The following is a 17,040-nucleotide window of genomic DNA, read 5'->3' on the forward strand; positions in this document are numbered from 1 at the left end:
GCTGTCGGCACCGACGGCGGTGGCTCCTCCGCTTGCTCCTCCGGCCCCTGCGGCCCCTGCCCCGGCCCCGGCGCCCCGCGTCGATCCGGTCAGGGTATCCGTTCCGGCCCCGGCCTCGGAAACGGCTGCTTCGGCCTTTTCCGCTTCCCGGGTTTCCCCGGTCATGCCAATAATCTCTGCCGGCTGCCAGACCCGGAGCATCAGCAGGACCGCAATCACCGTCACAACGGCTGCAACAACGTCGGTCAGCTCCACGATGAAGAAGTTTGAGGCCACGAACTGGGCCAGCCCGAAGGCCGCTCCGGCCACCAGTGCCACCGGCCAGGTCTGCCGCAGCCCGCGCTTCCCGTCCACCAGGAACACCAGGATCAGCGGAACCACCAGGGCGATGAAGGGCGTCTGCCGGCCGGTCATGGACGAAAGCTCCTGCAGCGGGATGCCCGTGACACCGTTCAGGGCGATGATGGGTGCCGCCATGGCCCCGAAGGCCACCGGTGCGGTGTTTGCGAGCAGAGCAACAACAGCGGATTTCAGCGGCTTCATGCCGGCAGCCATCAGCATGGCGGCCGCAATGGCCACCGGTGCGCCGAACCCGGCGAGGGATTCGAGCAGGGCGCCGAAACAGAAGGCAATCAGGATGGAGAGGATGCGCAGGTCATCCGAGATGGACCGGATGGTGCGGCCAAGGATTTCGAACCACGGGGTGGCGACAGTGAGTTTGTAAATCCACAGGGCGTTGATGAGGATCCAGAGGATCGGGAAGATCGCGTAGAAGGCGCCCAGGCCGGTTGCCGACAGGACCTGGCCCACCGGCATTTGCCAGCCGACAACCGCCAGGATGATGGACAGTGCCAGGCTGATCAGGGCCGCTTGGTACGCCTTCATCCGGAACACGCCCAGCAGGACGAAAAGGATCAGCAGCGGAAGGGCGGCCAGGATGGCCGAAATGGCCAGGGACCCGGCTACGGGATCGAGCGGTTGCTGGAATGCGGCGGCTACATGCGTCTTCACAAAAACTCCCTTGTTTTTGTTCCCACATCTCTAGGTTTCCTACCGCTTTCCTCCGCGCCGCTCTTCCGGGGCGAACTGTCACAGTGAGGATGGGTCCGACACTAGGCCCGGGTCACCGGCAGGGTCAACGGTTCATGACCCTTGGATCAATAGCCACTCCGGGCAAAAGAAACGTCCCTCCGATTCAGGGTGCGGCCCCGATACCGCATTTAACGAGGCAGCCGCCCGGATTCCCGCCTCAAAGGCGGAAGTCCGGGCGGCTGCCGTCGGAAGTGTGCCAGGCGTACTGCCCGGCCGGCCGAACCTGTCCGGCCGCACGGGCGGGAGTGGTTGGCCGGATGTGACGGGCTAGGCTCGGGCGGCCGGTGCGTCCCGGCGGTCACGGGTCAGGGCCAGGCCCGAACCAATCATGGCAACCGCAAGGAAGGCGTGCAGCCAGTTATCGGCGGTGTTCAGCGGCACGAAGTTGGCCGCGGAGTCGTGGCCGATGAAGAGCCCGTAAAGAAGCAGCAGAGCGTAGACCGCACCGCCCCAGATCAAGTAGTTCCGCGCGGCGCCAACACTGCGGGCAAAGGCGAGGCCGGCAATGCCGAACAGCAGGTGCACAATGTTGTGCAGCACCGAGACCTGGAAGATGCCCAGCAGGAGCGCGCCGGAGTGGTGGCCGGCAAAGGACAGCTGGTCATAGTCGCTGGTGATGCCGGGGATAAAGCCCATCACGCCGACCAGCAGGAATACTACGCCGAAGGCGAGGGCTGCCTTCTGAACATTGGTTCGCCGGGAGGTTGTGGTGGTAGTGCCAGGTTGGACATTGCTCATACCTATCTCTCGTTCGGCCCGCGGGGAAACTGCGGGATGGTTCGGAGATATGGTAAGCATACTTACTGTCTACTCGGCAAACTGCGCAATGGAAATGTTATGGGATCCGTCTGCGCTACTGCCGGGGATCCGGATTGCGCGGTTCATCGCCACCCATATCCGCCGCCCCAAACAGCTTTTCCGCGGGTGAATTAGTACCTTCGTTGGCCCGCGGCATCAGCTCCGGATGGTGCAGGTCCAGTGCCGGACGCTCCGAGCGGATACGGGGCAGCGAGGTGAAATTGTGGCGCGGCGGCGGGCAGGACGTGGCCCATTCAAGGGATCCCCCGAAGCCCCACGGGTCATCCACTTCCACTTTTTTGCCGTGGCGCCAGGTGATGTACACGTTCCAGAAGAACGGAATCATGGACAGGGCAAGAATGCCGGAACCGATGGTGGACAGCTGGTTCATGCCGGTGAAGTTGTCCTCCACCAGATAGTCCGCGTAGCGGCGCGGCATGCCCAGCACACCGAGCCAGTGCTGGATCAGGAAAGTGGTGTGGAAGCCGATGAACAATAGCCAGAAGTGGATTTTGCCCAGGCGTTCATTGAGCATCTTCCCGGTCCACTTGGGCCACCAGAAGTAGAAGCCGGCGAACATTGCGAAGACCACGGTTCCGAAGATGACGTAGTGGAAGTGTGCCACCACGAAGTAGGTGTCCGAGACGTGGAAGTCCAGCGGCGGTGCCGAGAGGATGATGCCGGTCAGGCCGCCGAACAGGAAGGTAATCAGGAAGCCGATGCTCCAGAGCATGGGCGTCTCAAATGTAATGGACCCCCGCCACATGGTGCCGATCCAGTTGAAGAACTTCACGCCGGTGGGCACCGCAATCAGCATGGTCATAAAGGCGAAGAACGGCAGCAGCACGGATCCGGTGACGTACATGTGGTGTGCCCATACGGTCATGGACAGGGCAGCGATGGCGATGGTGGCAAACACCAGCCCCTTGTAGCCGAAGATCGATTTGCGGCTGAAGACGGGCAGGATCTCGGAGATGATGCCGAAGAACGGCAGCGCGATGATGTACACCTCGGGGTGGCCGAAGAACCAGAACAGGTGCTGCCACAGGATCGAGCCGCCGCGTTCCGGATTGTAGATGTCGGCGCCGAACCGGCGGTCGGCACCGAGGGCGAACAGGGCTGCGGCCAGCGGCGGGAACGCCATCAGGATCAGGATGGCGGTGACCAGGGTGTTCCAGGTGAAGATCGGCATCCGCCACATGGTCATGCCCGGGGCTCGCAGGCAGATGATGGTGGTGACGAAGTTGACCGCACCCAGGATAGTGCCGAAGCCGGACAACGCCAGCCCAAAGACCCACAGATCCCCGCCGAGGCCGGGGCTGAAGGCCGTGTTGGAGAGCGGGGTATAGGCCGTCCAGCCGAAGGACGCCGCCCCCTGGGGCAGGATGAACCCGGCCAGGGCAATGGTGCTGCCAAAGAGGAAGAACCAGAAGGCCAGGGCGTTCAGCCGGGGGAACGCCACATCGGGGGCGCCGATCTGCAGCGGCATGATGGCGTTCGCAAACCCGGCGAACAGCGGGGTGGCGAACATCAGCAGCATGGCTGTGCCGTGCATGGTGAAGAGCTGGTTGTACTGTTCCTTGGTCTGCAGGATCTGCATGCCCGGTTCAAAGAGTTCCATGCGGATGATCAGTGCCATCACGCCCGCGAGGCAGAAAAAAGTGAAAGAGGCGATCAGGTACATGTACCCGATGGTTTTGTGGTCTGTGGAGGTGATCCAGTTGACGACGATGCGCCCTTTGGAAACCGGAACAACCCGGGGCGCAACGTAGGTGCCGTCCGGTTCCGCGGTGTATTTCACTGTCGACATGGATCTATCCCCATCAGCCGTTGGGTACTGCCCTGCCAGAAACGTTTCAGACCGTGTGCTTCGTATCGTAGGGCGGCCGCGGGCTGCCCGCCAGACCCCCGACCCTTCGGGACGGCTCCGCGCAGCCAATGGCTTCACGGGTTTTCACCGCGGGCAGGGAACAGGCGGAAGGTCCCGGTGGTGCACCGCCTGCGGACGGCAGGGCAGAATCAAGTCATGGACAAGGACACGCACAACATCCCACCAGGTGCCGCTGGCGCCACGCCCCGCACCGCCGTGGTCACCGGCGCCGGATCCGGTATTGGGCGGGCAACCGCGCAGGCGTTCCTGGCGGCAGGCTACCGGGTGGTGCTTGCGGGCCGGCGCGAGGCCGAGCTGCAGGAAACTGCTGCCGGCCACCCGGAAGCGCTGGTGGTGCCCACCGACGTCACCGTGCCCGACGACGTCGAACGACTGTTCGCTGCCGCCGCCGGAACCTTCGGGCGGGTGGACGTGCTGTTCAACAATGCCGGGGTCTTCGGGCCCACCGGCAGCATTGACGAACTGAGCATTGAGGATTGGAACCGGACCCTGGCGGTCAATGTCACGGGCACCATGCTGTGCGCCGCCGTGGCGGTACGGCACATGAAGGCACAGACACCCCGTGGCGGACGGATCATCAATAACGGTTCCATCTCCGCCCACACTCCCCGGCCGCTCTCCGCGGCGTACACCGCCACGAAGCACGCTGTGACCGGACTAACGAAGTCCATCGATCTGGACGGCAGGCCCTACGGCATCACCTGCGGGCAGATCGACATCGGCAACGCCGCCACCGAACTGCTCAGTGGGATCAGCAGCGGCCAGGGCGCACTTCAGGCCAACGGCACCACATCGGTGGAGCCGTCATTCCCGGTGGAGGAAGCGGCCGCGGCGGTGCTCTTTATGGCGTCGGCACCCGCCTCCGCGAACGTCCGTTCCCTGGTGGTTACGGCATCGGGGATGCCGTTCGGCGGCCGCGGCTAAGCGAATCAGTCTTTGCGGGCTTTCCGTGTTTCGCTCGCGTTGGCCTTTTGCAGGGCGTCCACCAGTTCGTCCTTGGTCATCTTGGAACGGCCGGAGATTTCCAGCTTGGAGGCCAGCTCGTAAAGGTGTTCCTTGGAGGCGTTGGCATCCACACCGCCTGCAGTGTCCTTGGAGGATCCCCGTCCTTCAGCCGCCCTGGCATCGGAAGGGCCTTTCCCTTCCTTTTCCTCCCAGTGGTCGCCCACCTTTTCATGGGTGTGCTTCAGCGAGGCGTAGGCAGTACGCGCGGCCCGCTCGGCGTCGTCGTACTCCTCCATGGCGGAGTCATACGTCTTTGCGAACGTGTCCTGCGCCTTTTTGTCCGAGCGCTGCAGAGTCGAGGGCAGTTCGTCCTTGATCGGTGAACCACTCTTGCCGGTCTTAGGCATTTCGGGCCTCCTTGTCCTTCGGGTGGCTGTTTCCGTGTGTCATGCCGTTCCTTCCGGTCCGTCGCTGCCAGGGGTTCTTCCGGTTTTACCACCGGAGAATCGGACGCCTCAAGCCTCTGCACGCGGCTCGCCCCGAACATTTCAGGCGTTGGCCTGGGCCTCTTTGATGTCCTCTTCATCGATGCCGAGCACCTCCAGCTTGCCGCTCCGGCGGTCCGCCAGGTACTGCTTCATTTCCCGCTTGATCACCGGCAGGAGGAGGTAAACACCCAGCAGGTTCACAAAGGCGCAGACAAACAGTGCCGCATCCGCAAAGCTGATGACCTGGCTGAAGGACAGCACGCAGCCGGCCACGGTGAACGTCAGGAAAATGACCTTATAGGTGGCTTCCCGGCGACGCCCGCGGCCAAAAAGGTACTCCCAGGATTTGAGTCCGTAGTAGGACCAGGTGATCAGGGTGGAATAAGCGAACAGGGCCACGGCAATGGAGAGGATCACCGGGAACCACGGCAACACTGTGGCGAAGGCATCCGAGGTGAGGATAACGCCGTCGGGGGCATCACCACCGCCCTGCACCTGGTCAATTCCGGCCTGCAGGCTGGGAGTAGAGGCCATGATGATGGTCAGGGCGGTCATGGTGCAGATAAGGACCGTATCCACCAGCGGCTCGAACATGGCCACGAAGCCCTCGCTGACCGGCCGGCGGGTCTTGACCGCCGAGTGCGCGATGGCTGCGGATCCCACGCCCGCCTCGTTGGAGAAGGAGGCGCGCTGGAAGCCGACAATCATGACGCCGATGATGCCGCCGGCAAAACCTTCGGGGCGGAAAGCGCCCTCGAAGATGGCGCCAAACGCCGCGGGCACATTCTCGATGTTCACGATGATGACGAACAGGCACGCCAGAATGTAGACCGCGCCCATGGCGGGTACCAGCTTGGAGGTTGTGGCACCGATGGACTTGATGCCGCCAAGGATCACCACCGCCACCAGGGCGGCCAGGATCAGGCCGAAGATCAAGGCTCCGCCCGCGCTGCCCAGGAGTCCGTCATCGCCTCCGGTGACGTTCTGAATCTGGGCGAATGTCTGGTTGGCCTGGAACATGTTGCCGCCGGCGACGCCAAAGATCAGGATGGCCACGGCAAACACGCCGGTGAGGATCTTTGCCGGCCAGCTGCCGAAGCGGGCGAACGCCACCGGCAGGTACTTGAACGGCCCGCCGCTGATGGAGCCGTCGGCATGCACCTCGCGGTATTTCACGCCCAGGGTGCATTCGGCAAACTTCGATGCCATGCCCAGCAGGCCGGCCAGGATCATCCAGAGGGTTGCCCCCGGCCCGCCCAGGGCCATGGCCGCGCCAACACCGGCAATGTTGCCCAAACCCACGGTGCCGGACAGCGCCGATGTCAGTGCCTGGAAATGCGGCACTTCCCCGGGGTCCTCTTTCGAGGAGAACTTCCCGCGCACCACTTCCACCGCCACTTTTAGGCCGCGGAACTGAATGAAGCCGAAATAGATGCTGAAGACTACGCCTGCCACGATCAGCCAGGCGACCACCACGGGAAAGCTGAAGTCACCGATGCTGACCGGAAAAAACACGATCGCGGAGAAAACGGCCGTTATGGGTTCGAAGAAGGAATTGACCGCGGCATCCACAGACCCGAGCCATCCGACTTCCTCCGACGCCGGAGCCATCGGAACTGCCCGTGCTGCACTCATCAATCGAACCTCGGTTTTCAGTAAGCATGCTGTCGAAGGGACACCATAGCCTTGCTTAAACCTCAGCTGTAACACAAATCACATCAGCCGGACGCAGCGCGCAGCGGTCAGCACTCCACCACGTTGACGGCGAGGCCGCCGAGGGCGGTTTCCTTGTACTTCGAACTCATGTCGCGGCCGGTTTCGCGCATGGTCACAATGACTTCGTCCAGCGAGACACGGTGGTCGCCGTCGCCCCAGAGCGCCATCTTTGCCGCATTCACGGCCTTGGCCGCTCCGATGGCGTTGCGTTCGATGCAGGGCACCTGGACGAGTCCGCCAATCGGGTCACAGGTCAGGCCCAGGTTGTGTTCCATGGCGATTTCGGCGGCATTTTCCACCTGCTCCGGACTGCCGCCGAGGATCTCGGCCAGACCGGCGGCCGCCATGGACGACGCCGAACCCACTTCGCCCTGGCACCCCACCTCAGCACCGGAGATGGAGGCCTGCTCCTTGTACAGCACGCCCACGGCACCCGCTGCGAGCAGGAACCGGACCACCACGTCGTCGCGCTGTTCGGGCGTGGCGCTGTCCATGCCGGGACCGTAGTGGGTGGCGTAGAACATTACCGCGGGAATGATGCCTGCGGCACCGTTGGTGGGTGCGGTGACTACCCGGCCGCCGGAGGCGTTTTCCTCGTTCACGGCCAGCGCCACCAGGTTCACCCATTCCTGCCAGAACTTCGGATCACGGTTGGGGTCTTCAGCGCGCAGCCGGGTGTGCCAGGCGGGGGCACGACGGCGGACCTTCAGCCCGCCGGGGAGCAGGCCCGTGCGGCGGATCGCGGAGTTTTTGCACTCCTCCATGACGTCGCGGATGTGCAGCAGGCCGGCACGGATATCCTCTTCGCTCCGGGCGGCCTTCTCATTGGCCAGCATGACTTCGCTGATGCTCAGGCCGTTTTCGGTACAGTGCCGCAGCAGCCCGGCAGCGGTACGGAACGGATACGGCAGCTCGGATTTGCTGGCTTCCAGCTCCAGGGCCGCTGCCCGTTCCTCGCCCTCGCGGACAATGAACCCGCCGCCCACGGAGAAGAATGTTTCGGCGTGCAGCACTGATCCGTCTCCGGCCAGGGCCGCGAACTTCATGCCGTTGGTGTGCCGGGGCAGCACCGTCAGGGGGTGCAGGACAATATCCGCCTCGCCGTATTCCAGTGGGCGGGCGACGGCGCCGGGCACCTCGCTGCAGAGCTGCAGTTTCCGGGTGGCCTCGATGTCGGCGAGCCGCTCCTCCACTTGTTCCGGCAGGATCAGTTCGGGGGCGAAGCCTTCCAGTCCCAGCAGCACGGCCGTCATGGTGCCGTGGCCGCGGCCGGTCGCCGCGAGGGACCCGTACAGGTCCACGCGGAGGCCGGCCACGGAATCCAGGATGCCGGCGTCCACCAGTTCGGCCGCGAACACGGCAGCGGCACGCATCGGACCCACGGTATGCGAGCTCGACGGGCCGATGCCCACGGTAAACAGATCAAAAACGCCGACAGCCATCGGGTGTCCTAACGGTGTGCTGCCGCCGGGGCCGCGGAGAGATCCGCGACATCGGTGTACAGCGGGTGGGATTCAGCCAGGACGGTGACGCGGTTGCGCAGCGGCGCCAGATCGGCGTCGCCAGCCGCAATCAGCGCCTGCGCAATGATGTCCGCAACCTCGCGGAACGCGTCCTCGTCGAAGCCGCGGGTAGCCAGGGCGGGGGTACCGATCCGCAGGCCCGACGTCACCATCGGCGGACGCGGGTCGAAGGGCACCGCGTTCCGGTTCACGGTGATGTCGATCTGCGCCAGCCGGTCTTCGGCTTCCTGCCCGTTGAGGGAGGCATTGCGCAGGTCCACGAGCACCAGGTGCACGTCCGTGCCGCCGGAGACCACCGAGATCCCGGCAGCAGCGACGTCGTCGGCCAGCAGGCGCTCGGCGAGGATCCGCGCACCGGCGAGCGTACGTTCCTGGCGCTCACGGAATTCCGGCGTCGCGGCGATCTTGAAGGCGGTCGCCTTGCCGGCAATAACGTGTTCCAGCGGCCCGCCCTGCTGGCCCGGGAACACTGCGGAATTGATCTTCTTGGCAATCTCCGCGTCATTGGAGAGGATGATGCCGCCGCGCGGACCCGCGAGGGTCTTGTGCGTGGTGGTGGTGACCACATGGGCGTGCGGAACCGGGCTGGGATGCAGTCCGGCGGCCACCAGGCCGGCGAAGTGGGCCATGTCCACCATCAGGTAGGCGCCCACCTCGTCGGCGACGCGGCGGAACGCCTCAAAGTCCAGCTGCCGGGCGTACGCGGACCAGCCGGCGACGATCAGCTTCGGCCGATGTTCACGGGCCAGGCGGGCGACGTCGTCCATGTTCACGGTGTGGGTCGTTTCGTCCACGCCGTAGGGAACGATGTTGTAGAGCCGGCCGGAGAAGTTGATCTTCATGCCGTGGGTCAGGTGGCCGCCGTCGGCCAGGGAAAGCCCCAGCACGGTGTCGCCCGGCCGGATCAGCGCATGCATCACCGAGGCGTTGGCCTGCGCACCGGAGTGCGGCTGTACGTTGGCGAAGTTCGCGCCGAAGAGTTCCTTGGCACGGTCGATGGCCAGCTGCTCAATGACGTCCACGTATTCGCAGCCGCCGTAGTAGCGGCGGCCCGGGTAACCCTCGGCGTACTTGTTGGTCAGCACCGAACCCTGCCCCTGCATGATGGCCACGGCGGTGTGGTTCTCCGAGGCGATCATCTCCAGGCCCTGCTGCTGGCGGCGCCTCTCGTTGTCGATCTGCTCGGCTACCTCGGGATCAACCTCGGCCAGCGGGGAATTGAGGAAATCGCTCACAGCTCGCCGCCGTTCTTCTCGGCGTACTCCTCAGCGCTAAGCAGCTCACCCTCGGCGGTGGCATTCACCGTGAACAGCCAGCCGGCGCCGTACGGGTCCTCGTTCAGCAGGGCCGGGTTGTCGATGGCTTCCTGGTTGATTTCCACGATTTCGCCGGATACCGGAGCGTAGAGGTCCGAAACGGACTTCGTGGACTCGACCTCGCCGCAGGTCTCGCCGGCGGTGACCGTGTCGCCAACGGCGGGCAGGTCAACGTAGACCACATCGCCCAGGGCGTCGGCAGCGACGGCGGAAATGCCGACGCGGACGGGACTGGAGGAGTCGACCCACTCGTGTTCGGCGGAGTAGCGGAGTCCTGCGTTTACTTTGCTCATCTGTTTGCCTCTCGGAAAGCTTGATCGTGGTTTGCTTCAAAGTTTAGGTTCCGAGGGCCCGCGGGGCGGCATTCGCCGCCCCTTAGCGTTCCAGATCCTGCCCTCCTCCTCGCAAGCTCGGAGAGGGAACCCTGGATCTTTCACTTCCTCGTCGTTCCTCGCTCGGCGATGCGGGCTACACAGAATGCCCCGCGTCCGACGCGTTCGTCCCGCCTTACTATGCTCACACCCACGTACCCACACGAGAGGCTCGCAAGAAGGTGACCGACAGCCGGCCCTCCGGCGCCGGCGTCACGAGAATCTTTTATTTTTTTGGTTTACCGCTTCTCGCGCTTATAGAACGGAAGGCCAACAACCTCGAACTGCTCGGGCTTGCCGCGGAGGTCCACGTCCAGGAGGGTGCCGGGTTCGGTGTAGGCGGCATCAACGTAGGCCAGGGCAATCGGGAAGCCGAGGGTGGGGCTGGGAACGCCGGAGGTGACTTCGCCGATCGTCTCCCCGTCCTTCAGGACCGGGTAGGAGCTGCGGGCCGACCGGCGGCCGGAGCCCTTCAGGCCCACGAGCTTCCTGGCCGGGCCGGTTTCCTTGCGGGCTTCGAGAGCGGTGCGGCCCACAAAGTCGCCTTCCTTGGACAGGGCCACCACCGGGCCGAGGCCCGCGGCGTAGGGGTCGGCGTCCAGGGTGAGCTCGTTCCCGTAAAGCGGCATGCCGGCTTCCAGCCGCAGGGAGTCGCGGCAGGCCAGGCCGGCCGGGATCAGGCCAGAGTCCGCGCCGGCGGCGAGCAGCGCGTCCCAGAGGGCCGCGGCGTCGTCGTTGGGCACGTAAATCTCAAAGCCGTCCTCGCCGGTGTAGCCGGTGCGGGCCACGAGCAGGTTCAGCGTCCGCTCCCCCGCAGTGACATCCACCGTGTCCGCGGCGTAGTACTTCATGCCGGTGACGGCTTCGTGCTGCGTTTCGGGCACGAGTTCCAGCAGGATGGCCTCGGCTGCCGGGCCCTGCACTGCCACCAGTGAGGTTTCGGTGGACACGTTGGTCACCGTGACGTCGAAGCCCTCGGCGCGGGCGGCCAGTTCAGCGGCCACCGTGTCCGCATTTCCGGCGTTGGGGACCACGAGGAACGAGTCCTCTGCCAGCCGGTAGCTGATCAGGTCATCAATGATCCCGCCGTCAGTGGTGGTGATCAGCGAGTACTTGGCACGGCCCGGCTTCACGGCGGAGAGCCTGCCCACCAGTGCGTAGTCCAGGAACGCCCCGGCGTCGGGGCCGGAGACCTCCACTTCACCCATGTGGGAGAGGTCGAACAGGCCTGCGGCGCTGCGCACGGCCTTATGTTCGGCCAGCTCGGAGCTGTACTTGAGCGGCATCTGCCAGCCACCGAAGTCGGTGAAGGAGGCGCCCAGCTGTTTGTGCGCCTCATAGAGCGCGGTGTATTTCTCAGTCACTGGAATAACCCCTAGTTCTCGAACTCTTCGATGGGCGGGCAGGAGCAGATCAGGTTCCGGTCGCCGGCAGCGCCGTCAATCCGTCCCACCGGCGGGAAGTACTTATCCATCCGCAGGCTGCGCAGCGGGAAGGCTGCCTGCTCGCGGGGGTAGGCACGGTCCCATTCGTTCCCGGCCACCACAACGGCGGTGTGCGGGGCATTGCGCAGCGGGCTGCCCTCCAGGCTGAAGTCCCCGGCCGCCACCTGATCGATTTCGGCGCGGATGGCGATCATCGCGTCAATGAACCGGTCAATCTCGCCCAGATCCTCAGACTCGGTGGGCTCCACCATCAGGGTGCCGGCCACCGGGAAGGACAGCGTGGGGGCGTGGAAACCGTAGTCCACCAGCCGCTTGGCCACGTCCTCGGCGGTAACACCGGTCTTCGCAGTGAGTTCACGCAGGTCCAGGATGCACTCGTGCGCCACGAGTCCGCCCTTGCCGGTGTAAAGCACCGGGAAGTACTCGTTCAGGCGTGCAGCCACGTAGTTCGCCGCGAGCAGGGCGTGCTTGGTGGCGCTGGTCAGGCCCTCGCCGCCCATCAGGTTCACGTAGGCCCAGGAGATGGGCAGCACGCCGGCGGAGCCGAAACGCGACGCCGAGACGGGGATGTCCTCGCCCTCGGTCCAGGTGGCGGCGTCGCCGGGCATAAACGGTGCCAGATGTGCCTTCGCGGCCACGGGTCCGACGCCGGGACCGCCGCCACCGTGCGGGATGCAGAAGGTCTTGTGCAGGTTCAGGTGGGAGACGTCGCCGCCGAAGTCGCCCGGCTGGGCCAGGCCCACCAGGGCGTTGAGGTTGGCGCCGTCTATGTAGACCTGCCCGCCGGCCTCGTGCACGGCTTCGCAGACGTCGCGGACGTCGTCGTCGAACACGCCGTGCGTGGAGGGGTAGGTGATCATGATGGCGGCCAGGTTCTCCCGGTGCGCGTCGATCTTGGCACGCAGGTCCGCGTGGTCAATGGCACCGTCCTCGGCAGTGGCAACAACTACCACCTTCATGCCGGCCAGTACGGCCGAGGCGGCGTTGGTGCCGTGCGCCGAGGCGGGGATGAGGCAGACGGTGCGCTGCTCGTCGCCGCGGGAGTGGTGGTAGCCGCGGATGGCCAGCAGGCCGGCCAGTTCGCCCTGCGAGCCGGCGTTGGGCTGGATGGAAACGGTGTCGTAGCCGGTGATGACGGCCAGCTTCTCTTCCAGGTCCGCAATCAGTTCGCGCCAGCCCTCGGTCTGGGAATCCGGGGCGAACGGGTGGATGGAGGCGAACTCGGGCCAGGTCATGGCCTGCATTTCGGCGGTGGCGTTGAGCTTCATGGTGCAGGAGCCCAGCGGGATCATGGTGCGGTCCAGGGCCAGGTCACGGTCCGAGAGGCGGCGCAGGTAGCGCAGCATCTGGGTCTCGGAGCGGTAGGAGGAGAACACCGGGTGGGTCATGAACTCCGAGGTGCGCAGCATATCCGCGGGCAGCTCGAAGCCCTCCACCGAGTCCGCCGGGGCGGCACCAAAGGCGTCCGCCACGTCCGCGATGACGGCCGGCGTTGTGGTCTCGTCGGCGGAAACACCCACGGTGTCGGCATCGACGAAGCGCAGGTTGATGCCCTTTGCCTCGGCCGCAGCCACAATATCTGCGGCCTTGCCGGGAACCCGGGCGGTCACGGTGTCGAAGAAGGTCCCGTGCAGCAGTTCGACGCCGGCGGCCTGGAGGGCGGCGGCCAGCGAACGGGCCGAGTCATGCGCCCGGCGGGCAATCGCCGTCAGGCCTTCGGGGCCGTGGTACACGGCGTACATGGAGGCGACAATGGCCAGCAGGGCCTGTGCGGTGCAGATATTGGAGGTGGCCTTCTCCCGGCGGATGTGCTGCTCGCGGGTCTGCAGGGCCAGGCGGTAGGCGGGGGTGCCGGCGGAGTCCTTGGAGACGCCGACCAGGCGGCCCGGCAGGGAGCGTTCCAGGCCCTTGCGCACGGCCATGTAAGCGGCGTGCGGGCCGCCGAAGAACAGCGGAACGCCGAAGCGCTGCACGGAGCCGACGGCAATGTCCGCGCCCTGCTCGCCGGGAGGGGTGATCAGGGTCAGGGCCAGCAGGTCAGCCGCAACGGTGACCAGCGCGCCACGTTCCTTTGCTTCGGCAATCAGCGCGGCCTGGTTGCGGACCACGCCGGAGGCACCGGGCTGCTGCAGAACGACGCCGGCCAGTTCACCGTCGGGGAGTCCGTTGGCCAGGTCCGCGACGATGACCTTGAAGCCGAGCGCCTTCGCCCGGCCCTTCACTACGGCGATGGTCTGCGGGAAGGCTTCGGAGTCCAGCACAATGGCGCCGTTGCCCTTGGACTTGTTGGACCGGCGCATCAGCAAAACGGCCTCAGCCACCGCGGTGGCTTCATCCAGCAGGGACGCATTGGCGATCGGCAGTGCGGTGAGGTCCTGGACCATGGTCTGGAAGTTCAGCAGCGCTTCAAGCCGACCCTGGGAGATTTCGGGCTGGTACGGGGTGTAGGCGGTGTACCAGGCCGGATCCTCCACCACATTGCGCAGGATTACCGGCGGGGTGTGGGTGGAGTAGTAGCCCTGCCCGATCATCTGCACGGCGGTTTTGTTCTTCCCGGCGATACGACGCAGCGCGGCCAGGGTTTCCTCCTCGGATTTCGCCGGATCCAGCACAAGCGGGAAGCCCTGCCGGATGGCGGCGGGGACAGCCATGTCCGCCAGCCCGTCCAGGGTGTCGTAGCCAACGGCCTTGAGCATGGTTTCGACGGCGTCGCCGCGGGCACCGATGTGCCGGTCCGCAAACGCGGCGGCAAGGGTGGAGGAGGACGGTTCTACAGGCATGAGAGGCTCCAGGAAAGGCAGACGGGGGTACGCCAACTAACGAAGGCTCCTCCCCGCTCTGTATTGGACCTGAGAGATTCCGCGGGTGTACTTCCGCTTGCACCGTCGGTGAGTCCCGGCCGTGGCCGGAGCTGCTTTCCAGAGTTGCCTCGCCATGGCGGTACGGGGGCCTGAGAGATTCCCGGGGAGGGTTTGCTCCTACGGCGCCCGGCGCGATGCTCGTGTGCATCCGGCGGGACTCTCCCGCCACGGCTGATAAAGGCATGTTCATTTGTGGGTGTCACACGCACGTGACACAGCAAACTCTAACCCGACGCCCGCACGGCCTCAACCCCTCGACACACCCGGCTGCGGGGGCCGTACGCAGCCCCACACGAGCGCTGTGACCTGCAACGTCACAATCCTGTAATTTGACGGGGCCAGTAGGCGGCTTCCAAACTGAAATGTCGGCGGCAGCGCCAACAGCAAGGTGCTGTCCCCTTCCGGGAGCGGCATAGGCGAGTACGGCGGTTAGCTGCCGGCGGGTGCCTATTAGAAGGATTTTGATGTCTGAGCGCATTACCCGCCCACCGAGCGACAGCCCTGTTTCAGCGCCGAAAAACAATTCCGCTGAGCCGCATCTTGCCCGCTCACTCTCCAGCCGCCACATCCAGCTGCTGGCTATCGGCGGAGCCATCGGCACCGGCCTGTTTATGGGTTCGGGCAAGACCATCTCCGTTGCCGGCCCGTCCGTCATCTTTGTTTACGCGATCATCGGCTTCATGCTGTTTTTCGTTATGCGGGCCATGGGCGAACTGCTGCTCTCGAACCTCAGCTACAAGTCCTTCAGCGATTTCTCTGCGGACCTGCTCGGCCCCTGGGCCGGCTTTTTCACCGGCTGGACCTACTGGTTCTGCTGGGTGGTCACCGGCATTGCGGACGTGGTGGCCATTGCCCACTACGTGACGTTCTGGTGGGGCAACGCTCCGCTGTGGATACCCGCGCTGGCCTGCATACTGGTCCTGCTCGCGCTGAACCTGCCCACGGTGAAGGCCTTCGGCGAGACCGAATTCTGGTTCGCACTGATCAAGATCATCGCTATCCTCACCCTGATTGTGGTGGGCCTGGCCATGGTCCTGACCGGCTTCACCCACGGCGACGGCGTCACGGCAGGCTTCAACAACCTCTGGGACCACGGCGGCTTCTTCCCCACCGGTCCCATGGGTTTTGTGGCCGGCTTCCAGATAGCCGTCTTCGCCTTTGTGGGCATCGAACTGGTGGGCACCGCCGCCGCGGAGACCAAGGACCCGGAGAAGAACCTTCCCCGCGCCGTGAACTCCATCCCCATCCGCATCCTGCTCTTCTACGTAGGCGCCCTCGTTGTACTGATGGCCGTGGTCCCCTGGGACGAATTCAGCGCCGATGAGAGTCCGTTCGTAGGGATGTTCACACTGGCCGGCCTGGGCACGGCTGCGGCCGTAGTGAACTTCGTGGTGCTGACTTCCGCGGCATCCAGCGCGAATTCGGGGATATATTCCACCTCGCGCATGGTTTTCGGCCTGGCGCACGACGGCGATGCCCCTCAGGCTTTCGGCCGGCTGTCCCGGCGCAAAGTGCCCCAAAATGCTCTGTTCTTCTCCTGCACCTTCCTGCTCGCCGGCGTCGTGCTCCTGTATGCCGGCGAGTCCGTCAGCGCCGCGTTTACACTCGTAACCACAATTTCCGCGCTGTGCTTTATGTTCGTCTGGTCCATCATCCTGGCCAGCTACCTGGTGTACCGGAAGCGCCGGCCGCAGCTGCACGAAGCGTCGAAGTTTAAGCTGCCGGGCGGCGTCGTTATGGTGTACGTGGTATTCGCCTTCTTCGCCTTCATCCTGTGGGCGCTGACCACCCAGCCGGACACCTTCCAGGCCCTGTTGGTAACGCCCTTCTGGTTCATCCTGCTCGCTGTGGTGTACGCATTCCTGCGCCGCACTCCCGTGCACCAGGCGCGGGTGGCGGCGCATCAGGACAAGGTGGTCCGCGAGCGCGCCGAAGCGGTGCGGGCCCGCTAGTACACCACGGTGCCCCGGGAGCTGACCCTTGCCCCGTCAGTCCGGGCGCCCGGTTTGCTGCTGGCGTCCACTTCGAGGCCGAAGGTGTTAAGCGGCACCTCCAGCGCCGTCACCAGATGAGGAACCACCTCGTGCTGGATCCGGGCGATGACCCCCTGCACATCCGCATCGGAGTTCACCGTGACCTTCATGGCCAGATCGGGTTCATCTGCCGTGCCCCGCAGGCGCACGCTGGAGGAGACCACTCCGGGCAGCTGTTCCGTCTCGTTGCTGACGGCGGCCGCAAGCACTGCCGGATCGCAGACCGTTATGCCGCGCGCCGGGTCTTCCTGCAGGCGGAAGGTCCCCGCCGTCCGGCTGCGCGGAATCTGGGCCAGGATCCACCAGAGGCCAAGAATGCCCAGCACCACGCCGGCCAGCAGTACCACCCACGGCGCTGACTCGCCGGCGAGCAATTCCGCACCGTCCGCCAGCAGCGGCTCCGATGCGTTGGCCACGCCGCCCAGCACACCGGTGGCGATAAGCACCGCCAGCACTCCGGCGGCAAGGAAAACTATCCCGAGGATGATCAGCCACGTCCGGTTGGCCGCTCCGGCATGTTCTTTCATTGAGGCTGGCCTTTCTGCTTGTCCGTCACCGCTC

Annotated in this window: 13 protein-coding genes and 1 riboswitch; of the genes, 2 read left to right on the forward strand and 11 right to left on the reverse strand. The window is 65.1% G+C overall.

Going from position 1 to position 17,040, the window contains the following annotated elements; translation table 11 throughout:
* From AC5RVB_RS01460 to ctaD, 3 genes are all read right to left on the reverse strand, one after another.
* Positions 1-1,011 (reverse strand): L-lactate permease (locus tag AC5RVB_RS01460; RefSeq protein WP_494141774.1); only part of this gene is annotated, 1,011 nt, incomplete at its 3' end.
* Positions 1,012-1,359: 348 nt separating this feature from the next.
* Complete coding sequence (locus tag AC5RVB_RS01465) at positions 1,360-1,830, reverse strand: DUF4383 domain-containing protein (protein WP_290243651.1); 471 nt, start codon at positions 1,828-1,830, stop codon at positions 1,360-1,362.
* A 115-nt stretch (positions 1,831-1,945) separates the two neighbouring features.
* The gene (gene ctaD, locus AC5RVB_RS01470) at positions 1,946-3,700 is read right to left on the reverse strand and encodes an aa3-type cytochrome oxidase subunit I (RefSeq protein ID WP_290243649.1); all 1,755 of its coding nucleotides are present in this window, start codon (positions 3,698-3,700) and stop codon (positions 1,946-1,948) included.
* 216 nt (positions 3,701-3,916) lie between these two features.
* Here ctaD and AC5RVB_RS01475 point away from each other — a divergent pair, with 216 nt between their 5' ends.
* Complete coding sequence (locus AC5RVB_RS01475) at positions 3,917-4,705, forward strand: SDR family oxidoreductase (protein WP_290243647.1); 789 nt, start codon at positions 3,917-3,919, stop codon at positions 4,703-4,705.
* A 5-nt stretch (positions 4,706-4,710) separates the two neighbouring features.
* On the opposite strand, the gene AC5RVB_RS01480 is transcribed toward AC5RVB_RS01475, so the two are convergent.
* The 7 genes from AC5RVB_RS01480 to gcvP form a co-directional block, all read right to left on the reverse strand.
* Positions 4,711-5,133, reverse strand: a complete 423-nt coding sequence (locus AC5RVB_RS01480) for a ChaB family protein (protein ID WP_227928272.1) — start codon at positions 5,131-5,133, stop codon at positions 4,711-4,713.
* 141 nt (positions 5,134-5,274) lie between these two features.
* On the reverse strand, positions 5,275-6,849 hold the full coding sequence (locus tag AC5RVB_RS01485; RefSeq protein WP_494141775.1) for an alanine/glycine:cation symporter family protein: 1,575 nt from the start codon (positions 6,847-6,849) through the stop codon (positions 5,275-5,277).
* Positions 6,850-6,956: 107 nt separating this feature from the next.
* Positions 6,957-8,372, reverse strand: coding sequence for an L-serine ammonia-lyase (locus AC5RVB_RS01490; protein WP_227902967.1), 1,416 nt, complete (start codon positions 8,370-8,372; stop codon positions 6,957-6,959).
* Positions 8,373-8,380: 8 nt separating this feature from the next.
* The gene (gene glyA, locus AC5RVB_RS01495) at positions 8,381-9,688 is read right to left on the reverse strand and encodes a serine hydroxymethyltransferase (protein ID WP_494141776.1); all 1,308 of its coding nucleotides are present in this window, start codon (positions 9,686-9,688) and stop codon (positions 8,381-8,383) included.
* On the reverse strand, positions 9,685-10,062 hold the full coding sequence (gene gcvH, locus AC5RVB_RS01500; RefSeq protein WP_227902969.1) for a glycine cleavage system protein GcvH: 378 nt from the start codon (positions 10,060-10,062) through the stop codon (positions 9,685-9,687). The genes glyA and gcvH overlap by 4 nt, the downstream gene beginning before the upstream one ends.
* Positions 10,063-10,379: 317 nt before the next feature.
* Positions 10,380-11,504: a glycine cleavage system aminomethyltransferase GcvT gene (gene gcvT, locus AC5RVB_RS01505; protein ID WP_494141777.1), complete on the reverse strand. Its 1,125-nt coding sequence runs from the start codon at positions 11,502-11,504 to the stop codon at positions 10,380-10,382.
* 11 nt (positions 11,505-11,515) lie between these two features.
* Entirely contained in the window at positions 11,516-14,365 is a 2,850-nt protein-coding gene (gene gcvP / locus AC5RVB_RS01510; RefSeq protein ID WP_494141778.1) for an aminomethyl-transferring glycine dehydrogenase, read from the reverse strand.
* A gap of 148 nt (positions 14,366-14,513) precedes the next feature.
* Positions 14,514-14,621, reverse strand: a riboswitch (glycine riboswitch).
* Between the two features lie 289 nt (positions 14,622-14,910).
* On the opposite strand from gcvP, the gene cycA reads away from it, so the two are divergent.
* Entirely contained in the window at positions 14,911-16,398 is a 1,488-nt protein-coding gene (gene cycA, locus AC5RVB_RS01515) for a D-serine/D-alanine/glycine transporter (RefSeq protein ID WP_494141779.1), read from the forward strand.
* Here cycA and AC5RVB_RS01520 read toward each other — a convergent pair.
* A complete protein-coding gene (locus AC5RVB_RS01520; RefSeq protein ID WP_494141780.1) occupies positions 16,395-17,006 on the reverse strand; it encodes an Asp23/Gls24 family envelope stress response protein in 612 nt (203 codons plus the stop codon). The two genes, cycA and AC5RVB_RS01520, sit on opposite strands and share 4 nt — an antisense overlap.
* Positions 17,007-17,040 lie beyond the last annotated feature (34 nt).

The sequence above is a fragment of the Arthrobacter sp. Y3225209 genome, from assembly GCF_059090685.1.

Excerpts from the sequence above, each read along its gene's own strand:
- AC5RVB_RS01465 (WP_290243651.1), bottom strand. The coding sequence starts at position 1,830 with ATGAGCAATGTCCAACCTGGCACTACCACCACAACCTCCCGGCGAACC.
- ctaD (WP_290243649.1), bottom strand. The coding sequence starts at position 3,700 with ATGTCGACAGTGAAATACACCGCGGAACCGGACGGCACCTACGTTGCG.
- AC5RVB_RS01475 (WP_290243647.1), top strand. The coding sequence starts at position 3,917 with ATGGACAAGGACACGCACAACATCCCACCAGGTGCCGCTGGCGCCACG.
- AC5RVB_RS01480 (WP_227928272.1), bottom strand. The coding sequence starts at position 5,133 with ATGCCTAAGACCGGCAAGAGTGGTTCACCGATCAAGGACGAACTGCCC.
- AC5RVB_RS01485 (WP_494141775.1), bottom strand. The coding sequence starts at position 6,849 with ATGAGTGCAGCACGGGCAGTTCCGATGGCTCCGGCGTCGGAGGAAGTC.
- AC5RVB_RS01490 (WP_227902967.1), bottom strand. The coding sequence starts at position 8,372 with ATGGCTGTCGGCGTTTTTGATCTGTTTACCGTGGGCATCGGCCCGTCG.
- gcvH (WP_227902969.1), bottom strand. The coding sequence starts at position 10,062 with ATGAGCAAAGTAAACGCAGGACTCCGCTACTCCGCCGAACACGAGTGG.
- gcvP (WP_494141778.1), bottom strand. The coding sequence starts at position 14,365 with ATGCCTGTAGAACCGTCCTCCTCCACCCTTGCCGCCGCGTTTGCGGAC.
- cycA (WP_494141779.1), top strand. The coding sequence starts at position 14,911 with ATGTCTGAGCGCATTACCCGCCCACCGAGCGACAGCCCTGTTTCAGCG.
- AC5RVB_RS01520 (WP_494141780.1), bottom strand. The coding sequence starts at position 17,006 with ATGAAAGAACATGCCGGAGCGGCCAACCGGACGTGGCTGATCATCCTC.